The 23,116-nt window shown below is 61.8% G+C and carries 24 protein-coding genes and 2 pseudogenes; 10 read left to right on the top strand and 16 right to left on the bottom strand.

What is annotated here, in order from left to right; translation table 11 throughout:
• Window positions 1–21: 21 nt before the first annotated feature.
• The gene (locus ELX51_RS01965; protein WP_127751930.1) at window positions 22–576 is read right to left on the bottom strand and encodes a DUF992 domain-containing protein; all 555 of its coding nucleotides are present in this window, start codon (window positions 574–576) and stop codon (window positions 22–24) included.
• Between the two features lie 743 nt (window positions 577–1,319).
• Window positions 1,320–2,318: an aldo/keto reductase gene (locus ELX51_RS01955; protein ID WP_127751928.1), complete on the bottom strand. Its 999-nt coding sequence runs from the start codon at window positions 2,316–2,318 to the stop codon at window positions 1,320–1,322.
• Window positions 2,319–2,586: 268 nt separating this feature from the next.
• On the opposite strand from ELX51_RS01955, the gene ELX51_RS01950 reads away from it, so the two are divergent.
• Both ELX51_RS01950 and fabA read left to right on the top strand, forming a co-directional pair.
• Window positions 2,587–3,537, top strand: a complete 951-nt coding sequence (locus tag ELX51_RS01950; protein WP_127751927.1) for an AraC family transcriptional regulator — start codon at window positions 2,587–2,589, stop codon at window positions 3,535–3,537.
• A gap of 192 nt (window positions 3,538–3,729) precedes the next feature.
• On the top strand, window positions 3,730–4,260 hold the full coding sequence (fabA, locus tag ELX51_RS01945; RefSeq protein ID WP_127751926.1) for a bifunctional 3-hydroxydecanoyl-ACP dehydratase/trans-2-decenoyl-ACP isomerase: 531 nt from the start codon (window positions 3,730–3,732) through the stop codon (window positions 4,258–4,260).
• Between the two features lie 91 nt (window positions 4,261–4,351).
• Here fabA and ELX51_RS01940 read toward each other — a convergent pair whose 3' ends face one another.
• The 3 genes from ELX51_RS01940 to ELX51_RS20395 form a co-directional block, all read right to left on the bottom strand.
• Window positions 4,352–4,870 carry an SMP-30/gluconolactonase/LRE family protein gene (locus ELX51_RS01940; RefSeq protein WP_127751925.1) on the bottom strand — a complete coding sequence of 173 codons (519 nt, stop codon included), beginning with the start codon at window positions 4,868–4,870 and terminating at the stop codon, window positions 4,352–4,354.
• On the bottom strand, window positions 4,794–5,324 hold the full coding sequence (locus ELX51_RS01935) for an AAA family ATPase (RefSeq protein WP_127751924.1): 531 nt from the start codon (window positions 5,322–5,324) through the stop codon (window positions 4,794–4,796). Before ELX51_RS01935 ends, ELX51_RS01940 begins: the two co-directional genes overlap by 77 nt.
• 174 nt (window positions 5,325–5,498) lie before the next feature.
• Window positions 5,499–5,780, bottom strand: a complete 282-nt coding sequence (locus ELX51_RS20395; protein WP_206524683.1) for an RES family NAD+ phosphorylase — start codon at window positions 5,778–5,780, stop codon at window positions 5,499–5,501.
• A 361-nt stretch (window positions 5,781–6,141) separates the two neighbouring features.
• Here ELX51_RS20395 and ELX51_RS01925 point away from each other — a divergent pair, with 361 nt between their 5' ends.
• The 5 genes and pseudogenes from ELX51_RS01925 (at window position 6,142) to ELX51_RS01905 (ending at window position 10,373) form a co-directional block, all read left to right on the top strand.
• Window positions 6,142–6,828 carry a glutathione S-transferase family protein gene (locus tag ELX51_RS01925; protein WP_127751923.1) on the top strand — a complete coding sequence of 229 codons (687 nt, stop codon included), beginning with the start codon at window positions 6,142–6,144 and terminating at the stop codon, window positions 6,826–6,828.
• Window positions 6,825–7,163, top strand: coding sequence for a metalloregulator ArsR/SmtB family transcription factor (locus ELX51_RS01920; protein ID WP_127751922.1), 339 nt, complete (start codon window positions 6,825–6,827; stop codon window positions 7,161–7,163). Before ELX51_RS01925 ends, ELX51_RS01920 begins: the two co-directional genes overlap by 4 nt.
• The gene (locus tag ELX51_RS01915) at window positions 7,163–7,660 is read left to right on the top strand and encodes an SRPBCC domain-containing protein (protein WP_127751921.1); all 498 of its coding nucleotides are present in this window, start codon (window positions 7,163–7,165) and stop codon (window positions 7,658–7,660) included. Before ELX51_RS01920 ends, ELX51_RS01915 begins: the two co-directional genes overlap by 1 nt.
• A 79-nt stretch (window positions 7,661–7,739) precedes the next feature.
• Window positions 7,740–9,180 (top strand): annotated as a pseudogene (locus ELX51_RS01910) (IS1182 family transposase).
• 164 nt (window positions 9,181–9,344) lie between these two features.
• Complete coding sequence (locus tag ELX51_RS01905) at window positions 9,345–10,373, top strand: IS110 family transposase (protein ID WP_127751681.1); 1,029 nt, start codon at window positions 9,345–9,347, stop codon at window positions 10,371–10,373.
• A gap of 490 nt (window positions 10,374–10,863) precedes the next feature.
• Here the strand turns inward: ELX51_RS01905 and ELX51_RS01900 are convergent.
• The 10 genes and pseudogenes from ELX51_RS01900 to dctP form a co-directional block, all read right to left on the bottom strand.
• Window positions 10,864–11,067 (bottom strand): annotated as a pseudogene (locus ELX51_RS01900) (3-oxoadipyl-CoA thiolase); the annotation flags it as partial.
• 76 nt (window positions 11,068–11,143) lie between these two features.
• On the bottom strand, window positions 11,144–12,175 hold the full coding sequence (locus ELX51_RS01895; RefSeq protein ID WP_127751920.1) for a 3-carboxy-cis,cis-muconate cycloisomerase: 1,032 nt from the start codon (window positions 12,173–12,175) through the stop codon (window positions 11,144–11,146).
• Between the two features lie 17 nt (window positions 12,176–12,192).
• Window positions 12,193–12,813, bottom strand: coding sequence for a protocatechuate 3,4-dioxygenase subunit alpha (gene pcaG / locus ELX51_RS01890; RefSeq protein WP_127751919.1), 621 nt, complete (start codon window positions 12,811–12,813; stop codon window positions 12,193–12,195).
• Window positions 12,813–13,559: a protocatechuate 3,4-dioxygenase subunit beta gene (gene pcaH / locus ELX51_RS01885; RefSeq protein ID WP_127751918.1), complete on the bottom strand. Its 747-nt coding sequence runs from the start codon at window positions 13,557–13,559 to the stop codon at window positions 12,813–12,815. The genes pcaG and pcaH overlap by 1 nt, the downstream gene beginning before the upstream one ends.
• The gene (gene pcaC, locus ELX51_RS01880; protein WP_127751917.1) at window positions 13,556–13,945 is read right to left on the bottom strand and encodes a 4-carboxymuconolactone decarboxylase; all 390 of its coding nucleotides are present in this window, start codon (window positions 13,943–13,945) and stop codon (window positions 13,556–13,558) included. The genes pcaH and pcaC overlap by 4 nt, the downstream gene beginning before the upstream one ends.
• Window positions 13,923–14,732, bottom strand: a complete 810-nt coding sequence (gene pcaD, locus ELX51_RS01875; RefSeq protein WP_127751916.1) for a 3-oxoadipate enol-lactonase — start codon at window positions 14,730–14,732, stop codon at window positions 13,923–13,925. Before pcaD ends, pcaC begins: the two co-directional genes overlap by 23 nt.
• A gap of 42 nt (window positions 14,733–14,774) precedes the next feature.
• Entirely contained in the window at window positions 14,775–15,212 is a 438-nt protein-coding gene (locus tag ELX51_RS01870) for a type II 3-dehydroquinate dehydratase (RefSeq protein ID WP_127751915.1), read from the bottom strand.
• Window positions 15,209–16,516 carry a TRAP transporter large permease gene (locus tag ELX51_RS01865; RefSeq protein WP_127751914.1) on the bottom strand — a complete coding sequence of 436 codons (1,308 nt, stop codon included), beginning with the start codon at window positions 16,514–16,516 and terminating at the stop codon, window positions 15,209–15,211. Before ELX51_RS01865 ends, ELX51_RS01870 begins: the two co-directional genes overlap by 4 nt.
• On the bottom strand, window positions 16,513–17,031 hold the full coding sequence (locus tag ELX51_RS01860) for a TRAP transporter small permease subunit (protein ID WP_127751913.1): 519 nt from the start codon (window positions 17,029–17,031) through the stop codon (window positions 16,513–16,515). The genes ELX51_RS01865 and ELX51_RS01860 overlap by 4 nt, the downstream gene beginning before the upstream one ends.
• Window positions 17,032–17,123: 92 nt before the next feature.
• Entirely contained in the window at window positions 17,124–18,107 is a 984-nt protein-coding gene (gene dctP / locus ELX51_RS01855; RefSeq protein WP_127751912.1) for a TRAP transporter substrate-binding protein DctP, read from the bottom strand.
• Window positions 18,108–18,319: 212 nt separating this feature from the next.
• Between dctP and ELX51_RS01850 the strand changes: the two genes are divergently transcribed.
• Window positions 18,320–18,991, top strand: coding sequence for a GntR family transcriptional regulator (locus ELX51_RS01850; protein WP_127751911.1), 672 nt, complete (start codon window positions 18,320–18,322; stop codon window positions 18,989–18,991).
• Here ELX51_RS01850 and ELX51_RS01845 read toward each other — a convergent pair.
• Window positions 18,988–19,896, bottom strand: coding sequence for a shikimate dehydrogenase (locus tag ELX51_RS01845; RefSeq protein ID WP_248305220.1), 909 nt, complete (start codon window positions 19,894–19,896; stop codon window positions 18,988–18,990). The two genes, ELX51_RS01850 and ELX51_RS01845, sit on opposite strands and share 4 nt — an antisense overlap.
• Before the next feature lie 153 nt (window positions 19,897–20,049).
• Between ELX51_RS01845 and ELX51_RS01840 the strand changes: the two genes are divergently transcribed.
• On the top strand, window positions 20,050–20,730 hold the full coding sequence (locus ELX51_RS01840; RefSeq protein WP_127751910.1) for a TetR/AcrR family transcriptional regulator: 681 nt from the start codon (window positions 20,050–20,052) through the stop codon (window positions 20,728–20,730).
• 96 nt (window positions 20,731–20,826) lie between these two features.
• The gene (locus tag ELX51_RS01835; RefSeq protein ID WP_127751909.1) at window positions 20,827–22,713 is read left to right on the top strand and encodes a sugar phosphate isomerase/epimerase and 4-hydroxyphenylpyruvate domain-containing protein; all 1,887 of its coding nucleotides are present in this window, start codon (window positions 20,827–20,829) and stop codon (window positions 22,711–22,713) included.
• The last annotated feature ends 403 nt before the right edge of the window (window positions 22,714–23,116 follow it).

Raw genomic sequence — 23,116 nt, 5'->3', positions numbered from 1 at the left:
CTTTAGCGCCGTCGGGTACAGTTATGCCGGGGTCAACTGTAGGTCGGTGATGCCGACGGCGATATCGAGGCCGACTTCTTCCTGGACGCTGACCGGCTGCAGCACGATGGAGCCGTTGGTGCCACCGAGCAGGACATTGACGCCCGCACCGATGCCCAGGGACGCATCGGCTGACACACCGAGATAGTTACCGCCAAGCGCCGAAGGATCCCAGTCGGACTCGTCTGCGAGAACAAGCCACTGGATCTGGGTCCCGCCCGTCACGCCAACGTCCAGTCCGAACTTACGGACCTCGCCAACATATTGCTGGGCGTCACCGCCGTCGGCCGGCTGGAATACGCAGTCCAGCGGTTGCTCGGTCATTACGATGAGGCCGCCGCTGGATCCGGCCGTGCAGGCCAGAGTGCCGACCTCCAGCTTGGCGGCGAAGGCGGCCCCTGACATTCCAAACATCATGGGGAGGGTAAGCCCTGCAAGAAGTCCCGTCTTTACTACCCGTTGCTGGATCGCATGGCGGAAAGCGTCTGCCTGGATGCCGTCAGTGTACCGGGGTTGGATCTCAGAGTTTTGGCGCATCGTGATCTCCTTGGAAGCCCCGCACCTCGGAGCCTGAGATCATTCTAATGCCCTCACCCCCTGCGGCGCTGACCAAAGTCAAGATCGTGACGATTTCACCGGTGCCGGGGTGGCGGGGTGCAGTCCTCGAAGTTGACGGGATCAGTCGGCCCCTTCCATTCCTCGCCCAAAGCCACACATGGGTGATCGCCGCACCGTGCACAACTTGTGACGCTAAGGGACTGCCGCGGTCGGCAGGTCGTGACCAAGGTTGGACCCTGGCTCCAGACAGCAGAAAAGCTGATGCGTCCGCGCTTGACGATGCTCGCGAGATCACCAGCCGAGTATCTGGTCGGCGCGCTTGCCTTGCTGCTCGGCATTATTCTGTTCTGCCCATCCCACTGGGGAATATGCTTCCCCTATTGCGATCTGTATCCAGGTGTTCGGCCTGATAGAGCGGGATGGTCTTTGGGTGGTGATCGGCACCCTGGTGTCCATCGCCTAGCTCGTGATCGTTTCCAGCATCATCGTCGCATTCGCTTATGCTGGCTGGTTGGCGATCACCACTTTCGTCGGCTGAGCAACTTCTTCCAGGTTCGACAGTGCGCGCGCACCATGCCAACGGCCGCTTTCGGGATGTCGCTACGCCGTGTTGTGGGTCAGGAATGGGGTGGCAGGTGCCTGTCGTCACCGGGGTGGGTAGCGGAATGGCAGCTTGCAGCCCGAACACGGGTGGAACCTGCCACTCCAATTCTTCGGAGAAGCTAGCCGCCGAGTGACCAGCCGGGGTACTCGATCGGCAACCGACTAACCGACTCCAGCTGGGTCATATCGTCATCATCCAGCGTGATCTCGGTGGCCGCGACGTTTTCCTGCAATTGGCCAGTCCGCTTGGCTCCGATCAGGACGGTTGAGACTACAGGCTGCCGCAAGAGCCAGGCGATAGCGATCTGCGCCGGCTGGCGCCCATGCTTGGCACCCACGGCCTTCAGCACCTCGATCAACGGCTCGCCCCGATCCCGATTGATGGGTGGAAAATTGAGCTCGGTCTGGCGGCCGCCAGTGCTGTGGCCGCCAGCAGAGTATTTGCCGCTGAGGTAGCCTCCAGCCAAAGGGCTCCACACCATCAGGCCAATCTTCTCGGAGGTCAGCATCGGCACGATCTCACGCTCGAGCTCTCGTCCGACCAGAGTATAGTAGGCTTGTAAGGAGGTGATCGGCGCAAGGTGGCGCTGTGCGGTGATGCCGATCGCTTTCATTATCTGCCACGCCGCCCAGTTTGACAGACCGATGTAGCGGACATCTCCAGCTCGAACGAGCGTGTCAAGCGCCTCCAGGGTTTCTTCCATCGGCGTGTTCGGGTCGAACCCATGAAGTTGATAAAGATCGATGTGCTCGACTTGCAGGCGCCTCAAGCTGGCGCGGACCTCGCTCAGGATGTGGCTGCGAGAGGCGCCTCGGCGGTTTGGACCTTTGCCCATGGCGCCGTGCACCTTGGTGGCGATCACCACGTCTTCTCGAGCCACGCCCAGGTTCCTGAACGATTGCCCGAGGATCTCCTCGCTGCGACCATTGGCATAGATATTGGCGGTGTCGAAGAGATTGATGCTCACATCAAGAGCGGCCTTGACCAGGAGATCCGCCTCTTCTTGACCCAGTTTACCGACCTGCCCCCAGATCCCCTCTGTGCCACCAAAGGTCATGGCACCCAATGACAGCTCCGATACAAAAAGACCGCTGCTTCCAAACTTGCGCATGCGCATGGCATTTATCCTGGGATGAGGTGGGATGAACAGGCGCCGCTCAGCGCTGTTGCTCAAAGGATAGAGAAGGGTCGGCCTCCGACCCTATGCAGATCCTATCAGGGACTTGCCTGCGGCTCTCAACCATGACCCCAGGTTCGCGCCGCGAACTCGTTTGATATCAAAAGGCGTGTCCGTGATAGAATATGCGTAGCGCTTGCTTGCATTGGGTGGTGTTCTGGAGAGCGAAGTCGAGCCGGTTGTTTGGCTTGCACTAAAGGATCTGCCAATGATCGAACCGCAGTTTTCCGACCTGCTTAGCGTCATTGAGCGCTACGCCCGATATGATTATGTGACGCCTGTCCCTGGTCTAAAGGTCGGGCGAACCGACTTGCCGACGCAAGTCGCACACTCGATGTACCAGCCGTCCTTCGGCCTGGTGGCGCGGGGCATCAAAGAACTGATGGTGGGTGAAGTGCCGTTCCGCTATGCCGCGGGCGAATCCTTGTTGTGTGCTGCCGATGTTCCAGTGACCTCACGAATAGTGGAAGCAAGCCCCTCGGCACCTTACCTGGCTATCCATCTGGATTTTGATCCATCCTTAGTTGCCGAGCTCTTGCGCGAACAGCCCGGCCCACGTCCAACTGCTCCGGACATCAAGGTTGCGGGCAAATATGCACTGGATCAGGACCTGATCGATCCGCTCGTTCGGCTGCTGTTGCTGATTGATCGTCCTTATGACATGCCTGTCATGGCGCCCCTGATCGTCAAAGAAATTGCATGGCGACTGCTGCACAGCGAGCATGGCCCCATGCTGAGCCAGCTGGCCTTTGCTAACGGCCATGCGGCGCGTATTGGGCGCACCACCGCATGGATCAGAGACAACTACGCTTCAGCGCTGGCCATCCCTGATCTTGCAGCACGGGCGAACATGAGTGTTCCAAGCTTCCACCGGCACTTCAAAGCGGTCACATCAATGACCCCGGTGCAGTTTCAAAAACGCGTTCGCCTGCAGGAAGCTCGCCGTGGGCTATCGGGCGCCAGCATGATTTCGGCAGTCGCCTATGATGTGGGGTATGAGAGCATTTCTCAGTTCAACCGCGACTATCGCCGGCTTTTCAACCTCACACCCAGCGAAGACGCAGCAATGTTGAGGGCAACGCTGCCTTCCGGATCGCGTGTCGGTGACGCAACGAAGCACGTTCCAACTTCACTTACGCGGGCGTCGCACCTAAACTGAATGCTGTCGGCATTCACAGGACTAAAATGGGGTGGTTTTCTGCCGGTCCGCTATCGAGTGCCAATTTGCAGTAGGCAGATGCGTTAGCGCCGTGGCGCTTCAAGGGAGTGGCGGTCTCAACAGGAGCGGGTTAATTCTGGTGGAACTGAAACAGCCTCGCGGCAGACACATAGCTGACTGGAGTATTGAAGGGTGCAAAGTCCACACGCGTTCCACACACCGCAGTCGTCGTACTCCAAGCCTGACCTGATCGCCTCGGCCAACGGGGGATATTTCGGTCCTGGCAACGCCCAGCTTCCCGCTCCTCCGATGCTGATGATGGACCGGATCACCGAAATCAGCATGGATGGGGGTTCATATGGGAACGGCTACGTTGTCGCTGAGCTCGATATCACTCCAAGCCTTTGGTTCTTCAACTGCCACTTCGTAAATGATCCGGTCATGCCTGGATGCCTTGGTTTGGACGCCATGTGGCAGATCGTCGGCTATTGGCTGGGCTGGTCGGGTGCGCCCGGCAAGGGGCGGGCTATTGGCGTTGGTGAAGTGCGCTTTAGTGGCGACATCACCCCCTCATCCAACCTGGTTAGGTACGAAGTCAGCATCAAGCGAGCCCGGCGGGGTGCACTGACACTAGGGCAGGCCGATGGACAGGTTTTGGTGGACGGGAAGGCTATCTACTCAGCCAAAGACCTAAGGGTCGGGATGATCAAGCCGGAGGTTTAAGATGCCTGCTTTCGGCCCAGCAAAGATGCCCCTTATGCTCAGACAGGTTGCTGCCAAATAGCATATCACTAAGCGCGATCAACTTCCGCCATCACCCATTGCGGGGGAAGCCGGCATGGGGAACTTGAACCTGCGTCGAGTAAAGCCGACCGGTTGTTCCAGTTGGGTCGATTTTGCCGGTCCATTCGTTAGCTGCGATAAAAAGCGTTTTACCGTCGACTCCGCCCAACATGCAGGCAAATGCCATCCGGTCCAGATAGACGGTATCGAGCACGGCGCCGCCTTCTATGATGCGGACGCAGCGCTTTCCAGAACTTGCCCAGATTGCGCCTTCCGCATCGACGCAGATGCCGTCGCCGCCCTGTCCCTCGATATGCGCCCACAGCCTCTGATTGGACAGAGTCCCGTCGGGTGCAATGTCGAATGCGGTCAATTTGCCGTTGTAAGACTCGGCGCAAATCAGCGTCTTGCCGTCTGGCCAGGTTCGGGTTCGGGAAGTGCGGCTAAGCGAATTTACGACCGCAAAGGGGTCGTTAGCTGAGATGCCGGAGGATGAAATCCGCTCGATCTCCGACCCCGACCTTTGGCAAGATGACCGTGTCGTATCCAAGCTCGCGGTACGCGGTCAGTAGGCGGTCGTACTCTGAAGTCGCTTCGGTTAGATCGTGTTGTCGCTCCGTGTCAGTCACATAGATCTCTGGCCAAGGAGGCGTTAGAAAAACGCTTTGATGGTAGCGGTCGTAGGAGGCCAGCAAGGTCCGCGCTGGGCTTCCTGTCGCATGCTCAAGCGCCACTGCCGCGTCCACCAGACCCCGGTCAAAGAAGACCCAGCTCGCCTCGTCTACCATGCGTCTCCGGTCCTCGGACGCGAGGTCAATTGCCCGTTTGGCGAAGGCGGCAAGGTCGACCCAGGGTATGGCAAGCCCTTCACTGCGTTGCTCCTCCTCCACGATCCGGCGACCAGGTTCAGGTACGACGGAAAATCCCCTTCGCTCCAACTCTGCGAGGAGGGTCGACTTCCCGCCACCCGAACACCCGGACAGCACAATGTGTTTGAGGTTCATGGTATCCCGCGTTGGATGTCCGATTTCGGCTAAAAGTAAGGAGGCCTGGGACGGCTTGAAAGCGGTTTATAGCTGAACGGCCTCCTTGGGGGGGGTCGATTGCTGCCGGGCGGCAACGCGCCCCTGCCCTGCCCTGCCTCCGTCCAACCATCCATCTGATCAGGGTCGAAGCGATCACAGCGGCCCTTCGATCAGCGGTGCTGGATCGCCCTTCCAAATCATGCGGTAGACGGCCCCCTGGCGAACGGACTGAACGGCAGCCGGCCGCAAGGCGACAATGCAGGTACCACCCGGGTGCCGTACGGATGGGTAGATAATGCCGTTGAGGCCAGTGGCCCGGGCGCGCTCCGCAATGGCGTTGCCGACCGGGTAGGCCCCCGCCGTGTCCGGATCGAGCGAAGGATGGTCGGGTACCTGCCTAAGGTCAAGGAACTCGCCGGCAAGGCTACAGAACATCTCCGCGTACTCAAACCCTGGCGTGGCAATCCCCCGCATCTGCCAGCATGTTGGTCAGGTGACGTCCGACTTCGCTGATGCAGGTGGCGACATCCAGAGCAGCATACCAGGCGCCACGATCGGCGCCGTTGAGCCTCCGGTTTGATGCTGCCGAAAGCTGCCCATCGGCTCTGCGCCCCATGTCGGCCGTTCACGCTGCGCCAGCGCGTACCCGAGAGCGGACCTGGAAACCACCGCGCGGAGTGCAATGCGACCGGCGCCTTCATCGATTGCTACACACACTCTACTCCTCCGGAAGTGGGTTGCCTTAGTTGCGACAGCGTACTAATAGTTTCCGCGCAAGGAAACTGAGAGTCATACCATGAGCCTCACCCTGTACCTGCATCCCCTGGCTTCCTTTTGCCATAAGGTGCTCATCGCCCTGTATGAGAACGACACGCCCTTCCAGGCCAGCCTCGTTGACTTCTCAAGCCCGGGCTCTGCGGCAGCGCTCCTTGAACGCTGGCCGGTTGGCAAGATCCCGGTTCTCTATGACAGCAAGACCGGCCGCGTAGTCGCCGAAACCAGCATCATGATCGAATACCTGCAGAGCCACTATCCTGGCCCTGTGCAACTGATCCCGAACGACGCGGAGCGTCAGCTGGACGTGCGTCTGTGGGATCGTTTCTTTGACCTTTATGTCAGCGTGCCCATGCAGAAGATCGTCGGGGATCGCATACGCCCCGAGGGTGCGGCAGACCCTTATGGCGTCGTGGAAGCGCGGACCACACTCGATACGGCCTACAGGATGATCGAAGGACAGCTCCATAAGGCGCCGTGGATTGCTGGTCAAACCTTCACCATGGCGGACTGCTCGGCATTGCCAGCCCTGTTCTTCTCGACGATCGTCCATCCCGCCGGAACCGATAGCCCACAGTTGCAGGGCTACCTTGAGCGTCTTCTCGCACGACCTTCCGTTGAACGCGTGCTGTCCGAGGCGCAGCCCTACTTCGAGTTCTTTCCTTACCGAGAGGCCATGCCGCGGCAGTTCCTGGAGCCACTGTCATGACGAACCAGGACGGCCTTGACCGGGTGTTCCAGCTCATGGCCGACCGGCACCGCCGCAGCTTTGTGCAGCGCCTGTGTGAGGGGCCGGCAACGGTGACCGAGCTGGCCGCACCGGCCAACGTTCAGCTGCCGGCAGTCCTCAAGCACCTCAAAGCGCTGGAAGACGGAGGGATCGTCATCAGCCAGAAGGAGGGGCGCACACGAACCTACCGGATACGTCAGGAAGCCTTTGCTGTGTTGGCCGATTGGCTCGATGAGCGACAGCGCGAAATGAACGCTGCGTTCGATCGCCTTGCCAGCTTGATGTCGGAGATTCCCGAGAAGGAGGATCACTGATGAGTGCTTCCATTCACCACAGATCGTTCGTCATCAAGCGAGAACTACCGGGTACACCCGCGCACGCGTTCCGCTTCTGGTCCGAACATGATTTGAAGCGCCGCTGGACCGCCTGCCACCCTGACTGGCACGTGATTGAGGACCGGTTTGATTTCCGGGTTGATGGGCAGGAGGTCCTGGCTTGGCGCACGCCCGACGGTATCGAGCAGACCATGCTTGCTCACTTCCTTGAGGTTCACCCTCGCCAGCGCATCATCTACGCCTACGTTATGCGAGCGGATGGTGCGCCCATCTCGTCGTCGCTGGTCACGGTCGAGTTTGAAGGTGGAGACGGCAAGACCCTCATGACCTTCACGGAGCAGGCGGTCTTCAGCAGCACGGCCCATGGCGAGGTTCGCGAAGCAGGCACCGGGATCGGCTTCTCGCGGCTGGAAGAGGTCATGGCTGACATAGAGGACCCTGCCAGCCTAGGCTATCGTTGCGCCCAAGCCACGTAGATGGCCGACAGCATTGCGCCCGAGGCTGTGTGAAAACCCCTGATGATGCTATAATCTGGCACTGCTTCGGGGGTGCCATATGGGACGTTTCGTTGAAGCTGTTGACTGTGACCAGGCGAGCTTTTTGCCGGCCTGTCTTGAAGACTATGTTGACCCTGACAACCCGGTCCGCATCATCGACGCCTTTGTCGATGAACTCGATCTTGCCGAACTCGGCTTTGCCCGCGTGCAGCCGGCAGCGACTGGCAGACCCGGCTACGCCCCCGGCACCATGCTCAAGCTCTATGTCTATGGCTATCTGCATCAGTTGACCTCGAGCCGGAAACTCGAGCGCGAGGCTGGCCGCAATATCGAGCTGATGTGGCTGATCGGCAAGCTGGTACCGGACTTCAAGACCATTGCCGATTTCCGCCGCGACAATGCCGGCGCGATCCAGATCGCATGTCAGCGCTTTGTTGCCATCTGCCGCGCTCTTGATCTGGTCGGCGGCGTTATGGTCGCAATCGATGGCTCACGCTTGCGGGCAGTGAACACGCACGAGAAGAACTACACCAAGGGCAAGCTGGCGCGGCGCAAAGCCCATGTCGAGGAGAGCATCGCGCGCTATCTCGCCGAGCTTGAGGAAGCCGACAGTGCGGAGACCGGCCCGGCTACGCCGCGCATCGAGCACCTGACCGAACGGCTGGCGTCGCTGCGCGGGCGACTTGGGGAACTCGAGGAGATCGGCCGCCAACTGCAAGCCGCTCCCGAGGAGCAGATCTCCCTTACCGATCCGGACGCGCGGGCCATGGCGACCGGAAGCGACCATCGCGGCGTCGTTGGCTACAACGTCCAGGCGGCACTCGATACCAAGCACCATATCGTCGTCGCCAATGCGGTGACGAACCGGGAGCCATGACAGATCGCACCTGCTGGAGATGGCAAAGGCCGCACAGGCAGAGACCGGCGCTCCGGGAATGATCGCCCTTGCCGATCGTGGATACTATGAAGGCGAGCAGATCCGCTCCTGCGCCGAAGCGGGTATCATCCCGATGGTGCCCAAGCCCAATACCTCACCGGCTCAGGCGCGAGGTTTTTGGGGCAAGGCCATGTTCGTGCATGAGCCCGAGACCGACACCTATCGGTGCCCCGCCGGCCAGCAGTTGCAGAAGCGCTTCGCCCGAGTGGAGGGCGGCAAGCTCATCAGGGCCTACTTCAACCAGAAGGCCTGTAGCGCATGCCGCTCGCGTCCCCTGTGCACGGCCGGCAAGGAGAAGCGCATCCGGCGATGGGAGCATGAGGCGGTGCTCGACGAGATGGAGCGCAGGTTCGAAGCGATGCCCGAGGCAATGGCGGTCCGCCGCTGTACTGTCGAGCACGTCTTCGGCACCATCAAGGGCTGGATGGGTGCCACCCACTTCCGAACGCGGGGGCTCAAGAACGTCGCCACCGAAGCTAGCCTGGCAATCCTGGCCTACAACATCAAGCGCGCCATCGCTGTCGTCGGCGTCGTGCCAGTCCTCCAAGCGTTAAGGGGATGAAGCGGTCCCGCTGATGCCATCGCATCACGCTCAGGCCAGACGCCGCCGCGAGTTCTCACACAGCCTCCGCCCCATTCCAGATGAGGTGGATGGCTCCCGCTCCCGGCATCTGAGTGCCAAAGTGGGTTTGCTATCAGGCAACCCGAGCAAAGGAGCCATCCGCCATGCAGATTACCACCGTGGGCCTTGATCTGGCCATTCAAGTTCATGCCGTCGACGTATCCGGAGACGTTGTTGTCCGCAAAACACTGCGGCGATCGCAGGTGCTGCCGTTCTTCACCAAGTTGCCGCCCTGTCTGATCGGCATTGAGGCGTGCGGCACATCCCACCATTGGGCTCGCGAGTTGACAAAGCTGGGCCATGAAGTGCGCATAATGCCGCCGGCCTACGTGAAGCCCTATGTGAAGCGCAGCAAGAACGATGCGGTGGACGCCGAAGCGATTTGCGAAGCCGTGACCCGCCCCACCATGCGTTTTGTGGCGATGAAGTCGACCGATCAGCAGGCAGCACTGTCGTTGCATCGGGTACGCGACCTTCTGGTCAAGCAGCGCACACAACTGGTGAACATGATCCGCGGCCTCCTGGCCGAGTTCGGCATCAACATCCCAGAAGGCCTGGAGCGGGCGCTTAAGCTGGCGAGCCAGATCGCGACCAGGGAAGCCAAACCAGAAGTGCCCGCGATAGCGATGCAGATTCTTGATCTCCTGTGTGGTCAGGTACTGGACACCCATGTCCGTTTGCAGGCGATCGACCGCGCGGTCATTGCCCTGCAGAGAACAGACGAAGTGGCGCGGCGACTATCCACCATTCCTGGCATCAAGCCGGTTGGTGCCACAGCGCTCGCGGCATCGGTTGCCGATCCAGGACAGTTCCGCTCCGGTCGAGAGTTTGCCGCCTGGCTGGGACTGACACCCTCGCAGAACTCGAGTGGCGGCAAAGACCGGCTTGGCCGCATCACCAAGATGGGTAACCGGTATCTGAGAAAGCTCCTGGTGATCGGCGCGACCTCTCTGGTCCGCCGAACCAAGCACAAGCCAGAGGCCGCGGATCCCTACCTCCTGGCGTTGCTTGCCCGAAAGCCGGCGCGTGATGCCAGCGTGGCAATGGCCAACAAAATGGCCCGCGTGGTCTGGGCGGTCATGGCCCGCGGCGAGGTCTACCAGGCTCGCCATGCCCCCGGTCTTGCAGCGTAAAACCAGGAAGAGATTGAATCTTGAAGCAAGATCCAGTTCGAGCCGACCAACCGGCTCCATGAGGTTGTGAGAGCGAAGCGATGTGATGGCGAAACCGGTCAGGCCGGAAACAGGGACAACCCGTCGAACGACCGAGGCATGATAGCCTGAATTCCAGATTGGGACCCTGTTCGCCGACCCCATCAGGGCCAGCAGTCTCTATGGCTGCATCAACAGGCCGGACAGAAGACTGCACCCGAACAACGCGCCAAAATGTCGAATTACCTCTTGCAATGCGGGAGCCATCCACAGAGGCCGTTCAGCCAGTCCAATCAAGCTCCCGAAAGCAGCCGTTCTGGTTCGGCGCCCCGGAACGTCTTCCTGGGGGTGGAATGCTGCCAGTCCGCATTCAAGCAGCTCTGGTCCAAAGCAGACGTCGATGGCTTCTCTAGCTAAAGACGTGTTGCCAACCTGCGTTGCTTGATGCGGTGTTCTTTTCACCTGCTCACGGTTAGACACCCTCAAATCCGACTGAAATGCCCTGCCCTACCCCGATGCACATGGTGACGAGCGCGCGGCGCTTACCAGTAAGTGACAACTCCAGCGCTGCGGTGCCGGTGATGCGGGCCCGCTCATGCCTAGCGGGTGCCCCGAAGGCGATGGCACCGCCATTGGAGTTAACGCGCGGATCATCTTCTGCGAGGCCCATGATCTGCGGAGCAGCGCCGAGGATCTGACCAGGTATCTGCCCGCCATGCGGCGCGTCCACGCGAATTGCAATGTATGCTGCGCTAGCGCAGTTCCACCTGATCGAGCACCTCCAGACCCAGCCGCAGGCTGGCGCCGGTGTTGAGTAGCATGGGCGGCAAAGTCAGCCATTCGAGGGTCCAGGCTGCGCCCGAGCGCTCATATTCATGCACCATGGCCTGTTGCAGCGTGCCGGCCAGGCCCGCATTGGCGCGGGCCAGCGCCACCAGCACCTCGGCATTGACCGGGTTGGACTTGTGCGCCATGGCCGACGAGCCGCCCCCGCCGTGCAGCTGCACTGCTGCCACCTCATTTTGCGCCAACAAGGCGATATCCGCGCCGATCTTGCCCAGACTGCCGCTGATCATCGCCAGGAGATTGCCAAGCGCCACGATGGGGTCGCGCGTGGCCTGCCAAGGGGCAGCGAGTCCCAGATCAAGCCGCAGCGCGAGGGCTGCAGCAATGGCGTCGCCTTGCCCGGCAAAACTGCCGCGATCCCCCACCGGCCCGCCCAGTTGCACCACGAGCAGGGTACGGCGCATGGACAGCAGCAGGCGCAAATAGCGCTGCAGGGGCTCGCGCCAACTCGCGAGCTTGGCGCCCCAACTGGTCGGCAGTGCCACCTGCATGCGGGTATGGGCCATCAGCTCCCGCTCGCCAGCCGTTTCCGCCAGCCGGTCGAGCTGCCCCAGCAGGGCGCTCAGCCGCTCCTCATAAAGATCAAACACCTCGGCGAGCTGCAGCATCAGGGCGGTATCGATGATGTCCTGGCTGGTCGCGCCCTTGTGCACGGCCGCGCGATGCGGCTCGGCGACCAGCCCCCGCAATCGCCGCACCAGCGCGGGCACCACAACGCCATCCTGCGCCATTCCGGCCGCCAGAGCTTGCCAATCGGGCACAAAGTCGTTGATGCCGGCAGCCACTGCGGCCGCCGCATCTTCGCTGATCCAGCCGCACTCGGCGCTCGCCTCGGCCAGCGCCTTTTCCACCGCCAGCATGGCCGTGATCTGGGCGTCATCGGAGAGTAGGCTGGCGACTTCGGCGTCGCCGGCGAGGGCTGCGAGCAAGGTGTTCATAGCCGTCACTCCCCCGCTCAGATGTCAAAAAACACTGTTTCTTTGTCACCCTGCAGGTAAATGTCGAGCACATAGCGCGGCACCATGCCCTCCTCGCGCCGGGCAATCAGCGTCTGCCGGCGGCGCGGATCGGGAATCCTGTTGAGCACGAAATCGGCCGCATTGGCTTCCGCTTCATCGGCGAAATAAAGCCGCGTCTGCAGCCCGATATTGATGCCGCGCGCCACGATCCAAAGGCTTACATGCGGCGCCATCGGCTTGCCGTCCGGCCCTGCTACGGGACCAGGCTTGATCGTCTCGAAGGTAAAAACACCCTCGGCATTGACGGGCTGGCGGCCCCAGCCGGTAAAAGGGGGGGCCGAATTGCTGTTGGGCCCCATGGGCGCCGCGAAGGCGCCGCTCGCATCGGCCTGCCAGATTTCCACCACGGCATCGCCAACCGGTGAGCCCGCGCCATCGACGATGTGGCCAACGATCTCGATGCGCTCGCCCACCGTGTGGGGCGTCAGCATGGCCAGGCCCGGATCGGCGTCATAGATGCCGTGGATTTCGGCAAAGTTCGGCGTCATGCCGATATGCACATAAGGCCCGGCCGTTTGCGAGGGCGTTTCGCGCAGGGTTGGAACAGGGTGCAACATCAGTTCCCCTCCAGCTTGTTTTCGAACATGGTCGAGCGGCGTCCGCGCAGCACGATGTCAAAGCGATAGGCGAGCGCGTCCATGGGCGTGGTGTTGTGGCGATCCAGCCGGGCGATCAGTTGCTCAATGCCAGCCTTGTCGGGCACGGTGCCCACAATCGGGCATTGCCAGATCATTGGATCGCCTTCGAAATACATCTGGGTGATCAGCCGCTGAGCAAAGGCGTGCCCGAATACCGAAAAATGGATATGGGCGGGGCGCCAGTCATTGGCGCCGTTGGGCCAGGGATAAGCCCCGGGTTTGACCGTGCGGACGGAATAAAACCCGTTCTCATCGGTGATGGCCCGCCCACAGCCACCGAAATTGGGGTCGATCGCGGCCAGATAGCCTTCCTTTTTGTGGCGATAGCGCCCGCCGGCATTGGCCTGCCAAAATTCCACCAGCGTATTGGGCACGGGGCGGGCGTTTTCATCCAGCACCTGGCCATAAACGATCATGCGCTGGCCGATTGCCTCGGTGCCATCCTGGCTGTAGTTGCGGATCAGATCATTATCGAGCGGGCCCAGCATCGAATGACCAAAGGTGGGGCCGGTCAGCTCGCTCGCCGTCGCGCCCAGCGCCAACAGGGGCTGGCGCGGCGCGCGAAAGGTCGTGCTCTTGTAGCCGGGGGTGTTGGCCGGCGGGTGCCAGCTGTGGTCGCGCTGATAGAGGGCGCCGTCGGCGCCGGGCAGCATGATCGCACTCATTGGCTCACCTCATCGCGCTTGGCCAGCTCTTCCTTGGCAATCCGGAAGGCCCGGTTGGCGGCCGGAACGCCCGCATAAACGGCAACATGCAACAGGGCTTCCTTGATGTCGTCGGGTGAGGTGCCCGTGTTGACGCTGGCGCGCACATGCATCGCCACTTCCTCGTCGTGGCCCAGCGCCGCCAAGAGCGCGATGGTCAGCATGGAGCGCTCGCGCTTGCTCAATCCCGGCCGCGACCATACCGAGCCCCAAGCGCCTTCGGTGATAAAGGTCTGGAAATCGTCGTCGAACGCGGTCTTGCGCGCGTTCGCCTTGTCGACATGGTTGTCGCCGAGCACGGCGCGACGGGTCGCCATGCCGCGTTCAAAGCTTGGGCTTGTTGCCATAACCGGCCTCGCTGAGGAAAGTGGCGATCAACCCGGCCAAGAGTCCGGGCTGCTCGATGGATGGGATATGCCCGACCCCGGGCATGATCTTGAACTGCGTACCGGGGATGCGCTCCGCGGTCGCCTGCACCAGCTCGGGCGGCGTGGCGAGATCGGCATCGCCGGCCACTACCAGCGTGGGCAGCCCAATAGCGGCAATGGCTTCGGTCAGGTCGGTGTCGCGCAGCGTGGCGCAGGTGCCGGCATAACCAATGGCGGGGGTGCGCAGCAGCATGTTGCGCCAACCGGTGACGGCGTCCGCCTCAGCGGCCCGATAGCCCGGTGAAAACCAGCGCTCCACCAGCAGGTCTGCCAGCGCCGCCATGCCACCATTCTCGACGGCGGCGATGCGCTCGCTCCACAGCGCGTCATTGCCAATCCGCGCCGCGGTGTCGCACAGGATCAGGGCGCTGAGCCGCTGGGGTTGCGCAAGCGCAAAGCCCTGGGCGATCAAACCGCCCACCGAAACCCCTGCCAAGGCGAGCCGCTCCACCCCCAGATGATCGAGCACCGCCGCAAGGTCGGACAGGTGATCGGCAAGGGCGTAGGGACCCGGGGGCGCATCGCTGAGGCCATGGCCGCGCTTGTCATAGCTCAGGAGGCGATAGTGCGGCACGAGCCTCTCGATCACGCCGTCCCAGATGCGCGCATCGGTACCGAGCGAATTGACCAGGGCGAGGACTGGCGCATCGGCGCGCCCCTGCACCGAATACCGCAGCACCACCTCGCCGTTGCGCACAAATCCCATGCTTTCCCTCCCACCCGGCGCCAAGGCTGGCGCCGCTCGCCGCTAGCTCCGGCTTTCAATCATATTGAGCAGGGCCGCGACGCCCGTGGCGTAGCCGGAGGCCCCCAGGCCGGCCAGCACCGCGTCGGCCCGCATGGACACATAGGAGCGGTGATAGATCGGCTCGCGCCGGTGCACATTGGAGATGTGGAACTCGATCACCGGCCCCTCGAACATCTTGAGCGCATCGAGCAGGGCAATGGAGGTGAAAGTGAAGGCCGCAGGATTGATGAGGATCCCTGCCCCCTCGTCAATCGCCTCATGCACCCAGTCAATCAGCTGTTCTTCGCTGTTGGTTTGCCCAAAGACGACCGGACGCTCGCCCGCGGCGCTGCGGCAGATCTGCTCCACTTCCGCGAGGGTCGTCGTGCCATAGATCGCCGGTTCGCGCTTGCCCAGCCGGTTCAGATTGGGGCCGTTTAGAACATAGATGGGCTTCATTGCACGGCTCCATAGCCAAACATCCTGGGCAGCCAGAGCACGGTGTCGGGCACGAAGGTAAAGAGGATCAGCGCGCCGATCAGCGTCCACAAAAACGGCATGACATCGCCGATGATCGCCCGCATCGGTGAGCCCGAAATGCGCGTCATGATGAACAACAACATCCCGTAAGGCGGGGTGATGAGCCCGAGCATGATGTTGACCACGGCAACGACGCCGAAATGCACCATGTCGATGCCCAGCGCTTGCGCCGTCGGGATCAGCACCGGCACGATGACGAGGAGGATCGTCGTGCCTTCCAGCACGCAGCCCAGCACCAGCAGGATCAGGTTGACGATGATGAGGAAGGTCACCGCGTTCAGATCCCACGACAGCAGGATGGTGCTGATCGTGCGCGGGATGTTTTCGATGGTGACGACATAGTTGAACACCAGCGCCCCCGCGATCAGCATGCCGATCGAGGCCGTGGTCTTGGCGCTAACCAGCACCGATTGGTAAAGGTCCTTGGACTTCACCGCCCGGTAGATCAGCACCGACACCAGCAGCGCATAGGCTGCGGCAACAGCGGCCGCTTCGGTTGGCGTCGTGATGCCCCCATAGATGCCATACATCAGCACGACCGGCATGAAGAGGACGGGCAAAGCCTGCCAGGTCATGCGCGGCAGCTGGCGCACCGGCACCGGCGGCTCGATGGGGAAATTCTTGACCCGTGCCGTGACGGCAATCAGCACCATCATGAAACCGGCCATGAGAAGGCCAGGGACCACGCCGCCCAGAAACAGGTAGCCAATCGAGGTATCGGCCACCAGCGCGTACAGCACCATCGGAATGGAGGGCGGGATGATGGGGCCGATCACGGCCGTGACGGCGGTGAGCGCGGCGGCATAGGACGGGGTGTATTTGTTGTCCTTGGTCATCATGTACTGCATCATCTTGCCCGAGCCGGCAGCGTCCGCCACGGCCGAGCCGGACATGCCGGCAAACACGATGGATTGCAGCACATTGACCTGCGCCAGGCCGCCACGGAACCGGCCGACCAGCGCGTCGCACCATTTCAGCAGCCGCTCGGACAAGGTGCCTGAATTCATGATCTCGGCCGCCAGGATGAACAGCGGCACAGCAAGCATGATGTAGTTGGAGTACATGCCGTTGAGAAACTGCTCGGCGACGATGCCGGGGTCCTGCCCTTTCATCAGCAGATAAAGGATCGAGCCACAGATCATCGCCAGCCCCATGGGCAGGCCGAGAAAGGCCAGGACCGTCAACAGCCCCAGCGACAAGCCGAATGCCAGGGAAATGGTCATATGCCCGAACTCACCTTGGTGTAGTCGAAATCGTCCGCGCTCCGGCCCCAGGCCGCCTGCCAGGCGAGGTGGAGCTGGCGCACGATCATCGCCACGGCAAAAATGCCGTAGATGGAATAGAGATAATCGAAGCGGATCTTGAGATAGGCCGTCTTCTCGACCTTCATGAAAGCGATGTAATCGACCACCGCCGGCAGCGAGAGGGTGAACAGCACAACGAGGGTGAGCGAGGACACCAGCACCATCGCCCGCTTCACCTTGCCACGGGCCGCGCCGTAAAAGATGTCGAAGCGGATATCCTCGTCGTCGCGCACCACGAAGGCGGTGCCGAACAGAACCATCCACAGCCACATCACGACACTGATTTCATGCGTCCAGCCGATGGGCAGGTTAAGTAGGTAGCGAAAGACGATCTGGATGATGAAGACCACGAACATGGTGGCCAGCATGGCCGCCAGCAGGTTTTCGGCGCGCGCATGCAGCCACCGGCCGATGCTGGAGAAAGAAGAAGGCATGGCGCAACTCCCGGTGCGCAGCCGCAGCGGCTGGCCAGACATGGATGCTAGGGCGGCACCCCTTGGGAGTGCCGCCGTCGTGAAGTGTGCGGCTAGAGCGCGTTGATGCGGTCGACCACGCCTTCGGGCCAATCCTTGGCCAGATCCGATTCCAGGTATTTTTGCTGGGCAAAGGTGCGGAAGGCTTCGAGGTCCGGCTCATAGACGTCAAGTCCGGCCGTCTTGAAGCGCTCGACGAGCTCGGCTTCGCGCGCCAGATGCTCCTTTTGGCTGAAGTCGATGGCGTCCTTGGCGGCGGCGTCAAAGGCAGCCTGCTGCTCGGGCGTCATCGCGTCCCAGCTCGCCTTGCTGATCACCAGCAGGTCAAAGCCCACCAGATGCGAGGTCAGCACGATCTGCTTCATGACTTCGTAGAACTTCATGTTCTCGACATTGGGCAGCGGATTGTCCTGGCCGTCGATGGCCCCGGTCTGCAGACCGGTATAAACTTCGGCATAGGCCATCGGCGTTGGATTGGCGCCAATGGAGGTGCCGAGGAACTGCCAGGCATCGCCACCGGGCATGCGCAGCTTCACGCCGGCCATGTCTGCTGGCGTATTGATCTTCTTGTCGGTGATCAAACCAACCTGGCGGGCGCCGAAATAGGTCGGCCCAAGGATGCGGATGCCAAGCTGGTCTTCCGCCATCTGCTTGAACTCGGCACCGACGTCGCTGTCAAAGAAGGTGCGCAGGTGATCGGCGTCGCGGAACAGATAGGCCGAGGTCAACACCGACCAGGCCGGAATCTGGTTGGAGATATCCTGGGGCGCGATATTGCCCATTTCCAGATTGCCGCGCTGCAAGGCCACCAGTTCGGTGCCCTGCTTGAACAGATTGCCCCCGAAATAGGGCTCGATAGTCGCGATCTCGGCGATACCCTCGCTCAAGCGGCTCATCATTTCGGCGCGAATGTCCTGTTCGGTGAACACTGCCGAAAACCGGAGCACAGGCTTGCTCTCCTGGGCTGCCACCGGCATGGCCGCTGCCAACAACAGGCCGCCGAGCACCACTGCGCGACGCGTAAATCCAAAACGCATAGTCATCCTCCCATGTGGTCGCCCGCTATCAGGCGTAACGGACGCACGGCTTGCCACCGTCGTTTGTTCGTCCTCGCTGCACAATGTACGAAACAGTTCGTTCATGTCAATGCGGCTTCTGATGCATTCGAGGCTAGCCGGTTAAATTGTGTTTGTCATTGATTTTTGTTTTTGTATGATGATCATAAGGCTAGAACAACGCGGGAGACGACGTGGCAGACGAAGGGCAGCAATTGGATGAAGGCGTAGCAGACCTCGCGTTCCGTCGAATTCGCGGCGACATCATCGCCGGCACGCTCCCCCCTGGCCGCAAGCTCAAGCTCGACACCCTCAAGGCGCAATATGGCGCCAGCGTCAGCACGCTGCGCGAAATCCTCAACCGCCTTGCCAGCGAAAGTCTCATCGTCGCCGAGGGGCAGCGCGGCTTTGAGGTGGCGCCCGCTTCAGCCGAAAATTTACTCGAGGTGGCCGACCTGCGCCTCCTGCTCGAAAGCCACGCCATCCGCCTCTCGCTGGCCAGCGGCGATCTCGATTGGGAGGGCCGCGTCGTCGCCGCTCATCACAAGCTTTCGGTGATCGAGGCGCAGTTGCTGCGCGGGGAGATCGAGCGAACTGCCCAATGGGTGCGCTATGACTTCACCTTCCACAATGCGCTGATCTCGGCCTGCGGCTCCCAGACGCTGCTGGCGCTGCATGCCTCCGTGTTTGACCGCTTCATTCGCTACCATATGCTGGCGGCAAGCTTTCGCGGCGCTGATGTGATGAGCGACCATAAGGCGCTGTTCGAGCTCGCAATGGAGCGCAACGCCGACGCCATTGTCGCCAAGCTCGCGACCCATATCCGGAGCGGCGTCGATTATGTGCTTTCGACCGGCCGGATCTAGCCGGCAATGGCAGCGTTGAAGCTGTCCGCCATGGCCTGCGGGTCGGGCTGGCATCCGCTAAACAGCGCAAAAGCCCGCACCGCCTGGTAAACCGCCATGCCGCCACCAGGCATCACCGCGCAACCCTGCGAATAGGCATGCCGGATCAACTCGGTCTGCAGCGGGAAATACACCACATCGGCGATCCAATGGCGCGGCAAGATCAAGGCCGGATCGATCGGCATGCCGGGCAGCTTGGTCATGCCCACCGGGGTGGCGTTGACAATCCCATCCACCCGCCCCGCGACCTCTGCCACATCGCTGACGGCATGGACATCGGCGCCAAGCCGCTCACGCAAGCGGCTCACGGTCGCCTGCGCCCGCGTGGCATCGGTGTCGTAGATATCGAGCCGCTCGACCCCGCATTGCAGCAGTGCCTGCGACACCGCGGCCCCCGCCCCGCCGGAGCCGAGCTGAAGCACCCGCTGGCGTGCGGCCGAAGGAAGATTGCGCCGGAAGCTTTCGGCAAAGCCCCAGCAATCGGTGTTGTGACCCACCGTTCGATCACCCAGCACCACCGTGTTGACCGCGCCGATCGCAGCAGCATCGGGCGCCAGGTCATCAAGCAGCGGCAGCACGGCCTGCTTGAACGGATAGGTGACGTTGAGGCCGGCAAAGCCCAACTTCCGCGCTTCGGCGAGGATTTCCGGCAATTGTGCGTCAGTCAGCCCAAGTTGGTCGAAATCGATCAGGTGGTAGCGGTAATCGAGCCCCAGCCTTTGCCCTTCGCGCTCGTGCATTAGCGGCGACAGGGACCCGCCAATGCCGCGACCCACGAGGCCGATGGTGATGCCGTTGCGCGCGGGGAGTTCCCCGTTTAGCACCAGGCGGGCCAACGGCTGTGCCGGATTAATGGCGATGTGCAAAACCCGTCTCCCCGCCCGCCACTTGCCGCTGCAACTGGGAGTGGCCTTGTGTTTCACGCCGGCCAGCCGATAAATGCTGTTGAGCGATTTGCGGCAGAATGTACGAACCGGTTAGTTTAGTCAATTACGGCGCCGGAGGAAGGTGTTGCTGATATGAGTACCCGGCTCGAAACCACCAAGACCCGCGCCCGGGCCGCGCCAACCCGCGCGCAGGATCCCGAGGGCACCCGGCAGAACATCATTGAAGTGGCGGCGCAGGAATTTGCCCTCAACGGGCTTTCCGGCGCCCGCATTGACGAGATCGCGGCCAAGACGCGCTCCTCCAAGCGCATGATCTATTATTATTTCGGCAGCAAGGAAGGGCTCTATCTCAGCGCCCTCGAGAACGCCTATCGCCAGGTGCGCGAGGGCGAAGCCCAACTCGACGTGGCGGGCCTGCCCCCGCTCGATGCGCTCAAGCGCCTGGTGGAATTCACCTTTGACCATCACCATCAGCATGAGGAATTTATCCGCATGGTGATGATCGAGAACATTCATCATGGCGAGTTCCTCGAGCGCTCCGGCGTGATCCGCGAACTCAACGTCACCGCCATCGGCAATATCGAAGCCATCTATGCCAAGGGCCTGGCGGACGGCGTGTTCCGTCCCGGGCTCGACCCGCTCGAAGTCCACTGGCAGATCAGCGCCTTGTGCTTTTTCAACGTGTCCAACCGCGCCACGTTCTCCAAGATCTTCGGCAAGGATGTGGGCAGCCCCGCCGCCCAGGCCTCGCTGCGCCAGCAGGCCGTTGAGATGGTGCTGCGCTTCGTCACGAGGCCCGACAAGCTCCCCTGAGCCATCAGCATCGCCACCGCTTCGGCCACCATTCGAACCTGCATTGCAAATGTACTAACTAGTTCGTACTCTCCCATTAAAATGGGGAGAACGGCCATGAAGACCTCGATTGCAACCGTGTCGATCAGCGGCGATCTGCGCGAAAAACTCGAGGCGATTGCCGCCGCCGGCTTCGCCGGGGTCGAGATTTTCGAGAACGATTTCCTCGCTTATGACCATTCCCCGCGCGATGTGGCGGCGATGGTGGCCGATCTTGGCCTCAGCATCACCCTCTTCCAGCCGTTCCGAGACTTTGAAGGCTTGCCCGAGCCGCAGCGCAGCCAAGCCTTTGACCGGGCCGAGCGCAAGTTCGACCTCATGGAGCAGCTCGGAACCGACCTGATCCTCGTCTGCTCCAGCGTTTCCCCCCTTTCGCTGGGCGGCATCGACCGCGCTGCCGCCGATCTGCGGGAATTGGGCGAGCGGGCCGGGCGCCGGGGCTTGCGCATCGGCTACGAGGCACTAGCCTGGGGCCGCCATGTCAACGATCATCGCGATGCCTGGGAAATCGTGCGCCGCGCCGATCACCCCAATCTGGGCATCATCCTCGATAGCTTCCACACGCTCTCGCGCAAGCTCGACCCCAATTCCATCCGCTCCATTCCCGGCGACAAAATCTTCATCGTGCAACTGGCCGATGCCCCTCTGATCGACATGGACCTGCTGTATTGGAGCCGCCACTTCCGCAACATGCCCGGCGAAGGCGATCTGCCGGTCACCGAGTTCATGCGCGCCGTCGCCGCCACGGGCTATGACGGCCCCATTTCCCTCGAGATCTTCAACGACCAGTTCCGCTCCGGCTCGCCGCGCACCATCGCGCTCGATGGCCATCGCTCGCTGGTTTACCTGATGGATCAGGTCCGCCAGGCCGAGCCCGATATCGCCATCGCCGTGCCCACACTGCCGCCGCGCGTCGACGTCAAGGGCGTCGCTTTCGTGGAGTTTGCCGCCGACGAAACCGAAGCGGGCGTGCTGGCCGGTTATCTGCGCCAACTTGGCTTCCGCCTCACTGGCCGGCACCGGGCCAAGGCCGTCGAGCGCTTCACCCAGGGCGAGATCAACATCATCATCAACACCGAACGCGAGGGCCTTGCCCATTCCGCCTACCAGACCCACGGCACCTCGGCCTATGCCATTGGCCTCCTCGTCGATGACGCTGCCGCGACGGTCGAACGCGCCCGGGCTCTGGACGCCCAATTGTTCAACCAGCAAGCGGGACCCGACCAGCTCAGCATTCCCGCCATTCGCGGCGTTGGGGGTGGGGTGATCTATTTTCTCGACACGAGGAGCCGGCTTGGTCAGGTCTGGGACATCGAATTTGAGACTGTGAGCGATCCCGACCCGCTGGAGGGCGCCGGCCTCGTGCGCATCGACCACCTGGCGCAAACCATGAACTACGAGGAGATGCTGACCTGGATCCTGTTTTATCGGTCCATCTTCGTGACCGACAAGAGCCCGATGGTGGATGTGGTGGATCCCTCGGGCCTGGTGCGAAGCCAGGTCATCGAAAATGACAGCGGCTCGTTGCGGCTGACGCTGAACGGGGCAGAAAGCCACCGCACTCTCGCTGGCCGCTTCATCGCCGAAACCTTCGGCTCGAGCATCCAGCACCTGGCTTTCGCCACGCACGACATCTTCGCCGCCGCCGATGCGCTGCGGGCCAACGGCATGGCGACGCTGGAAATTTCTCCCAATTACTATGAGGATCTGCGGGCGAGACTGGGGATCGAGCAGGCCGTGCTTGATCGCTTGCGCGCCAGCAATATTCTTTACGACCGCGATGCAGACGGGGAATTCTTCCAGCTTTATTCGCGCAATATCGGGGAAGGCTTCTTTTTCGAGATCGTGCAACGCCGGGGCAGCTATCGCGGCTATGGCGCCGTCAACGCCCCATTCCGCATTGCGGCGCAGAAACGGGCGATGGCAACGCTCGGTGGCACTTGAAGGCGGGCGATCTGCATTGCCGGCGCGTGTGCCGATTGCGCTCGCTTGTAGTTGTGAACTTCGCCCCGCGCCGACAATCTACTGTTCCGTTGATTTACTCGACCGTATCAAAGGCGTTAGCTCAATATGTCGACGCCAAAAACAGCACGGAGATCATCGGCGGCTTTCAGGGACCAAGGGGCACATGTGGTACGTCTTAGTTGGGGTCGGTTGTTGCCAGGCGGCAACGCGCCCGATTCCGGCCGTTCAGCCAGTCCGATCAAGCTCCCGAAAGCAGCCGTTCTGGTTCGGCGCCCCGGAACGTCTTCCTGGGGGTGGGTTGCTGCCTGCCGGCTTCTGGGTAGGTGGGGATTGGAAGCGGACGATCCGGCCGGCGCCTGCAGTCCAGGAGGGGCTCGATAGA

It is taken from the genome of Devosia sp. 1566, assembly GCF_004005995.1.
In the GTDB taxonomy this organism is placed as follows: Bacteria; Pseudomonadota; Alphaproteobacteria; order Rhizobiales; family Devosiaceae; genus Devosia.
This window is presented reverse-complemented; position numbering and strand designations above follow the sequence as displayed.

Excerpts from the sequence above, each read along its gene's own strand:
- ELX51_RS01965 (WP_127751930.1), bottom strand. The coding sequence starts at position 576 with ATGCGCCAAAACTCTGAGATCCAACCCCGGTACACTGACGGCATCCAG.
- ELX51_RS01955 (WP_127751928.1), bottom strand. The coding sequence starts at position 2,318 with ATGCGCATGCGCAAGTTTGGAAGCAGCGGTCTTTTTGTATCGGAGCTG.
- ELX51_RS01950 (WP_127751927.1), top strand. The coding sequence starts at position 2,587 with ATGATCGAACCGCAGTTTTCCGACCTGCTTAGCGTCATTGAGCGCTAC.
- ELX51_RS01935 (WP_127751924.1), bottom strand. The coding sequence starts at position 5,324 with ATGAACCTCAAACACATTGTGCTGTCCGGGTGTTCGGGTGGCGGGAAG.
- ELX51_RS20395 (WP_206524683.1), bottom strand. The coding sequence starts at position 5,780 with ATGTTCTGTAGCCTTGCCGGCGAGTTCCTTGACCTTAGGCAGGTACCC.
- ELX51_RS01925 (WP_127751923.1), top strand. The coding sequence starts at position 6,142 with ATGAGCCTCACCCTGTACCTGCATCCCCTGGCTTCCTTTTGCCATAAG.
- ELX51_RS01920 (WP_127751922.1), top strand. The coding sequence starts at position 6,825 with ATGACGAACCAGGACGGCCTTGACCGGGTGTTCCAGCTCATGGCCGAC.
- ELX51_RS01915 (WP_127751921.1), top strand. The coding sequence starts at position 7,163 with ATGAGTGCTTCCATTCACCACAGATCGTTCGTCATCAAGCGAGAACTA.
- ELX51_RS01905 (WP_127751681.1), top strand. The coding sequence starts at position 9,345 with ATGCAGATTACCACCGTGGGCCTTGATCTGGCCATTCAAGTTCATGCC.
- ELX51_RS01895 (WP_127751920.1), bottom strand. The coding sequence starts at position 12,175 with ATGAACACCTTGCTCGCAGCCCTCGCCGGCGACGCCGAAGTCGCCAGC.
- pcaG (WP_127751919.1), bottom strand. The coding sequence starts at position 12,813 with ATGTTGCACCCTGTTCCAACCCTGCGCGAAACGCCCTCGCAAACGGCC.
- pcaH (WP_127751918.1), bottom strand. The coding sequence starts at position 13,559 with ATGAGTGCGATCATGCTGCCCGGCGCCGACGGCGCCCTCTATCAGCGC.
- pcaC (WP_127751917.1), bottom strand. The coding sequence starts at position 13,945 with ATGGCAACAAGCCCAAGCTTTGAACGCGGCATGGCGACCCGTCGCGCC.
- pcaD (WP_127751916.1), bottom strand. The coding sequence starts at position 14,732 with ATGGGATTTGTGCGCAACGGCGAGGTGGTGCTGCGGTATTCGGTGCAG.
- ELX51_RS01870 (WP_127751915.1), bottom strand. The coding sequence starts at position 15,212 with ATGAAGCCCATCTATGTTCTAAACGGCCCCAATCTGAACCGGCTGGGC.
- ELX51_RS01865 (WP_127751914.1), bottom strand. The coding sequence starts at position 16,516 with ATGACCATTTCCCTGGCATTCGGCTTGTCGCTGGGGCTGTTGACGGTC.
- ELX51_RS01860 (WP_127751913.1), bottom strand. The coding sequence starts at position 17,031 with ATGCCTTCTTCTTTCTCCAGCATCGGCCGGTGGCTGCATGCGCGCGCC.
- dctP (WP_127751912.1), bottom strand. The coding sequence starts at position 18,107 with ATGCGTTTTGGATTTACGCGTCGCGCAGTGGTGCTCGGCGGCCTGTTG.
- ELX51_RS01840 (WP_127751910.1), top strand. The coding sequence starts at position 20,050 with ATGAGTACCCGGCTCGAAACCACCAAGACCCGCGCCCGGGCCGCGCCA.
- ELX51_RS01835 (WP_127751909.1), top strand. The coding sequence starts at position 20,827 with ATGAAGACCTCGATTGCAACCGTGTCGATCAGCGGCGATCTGCGCGAA.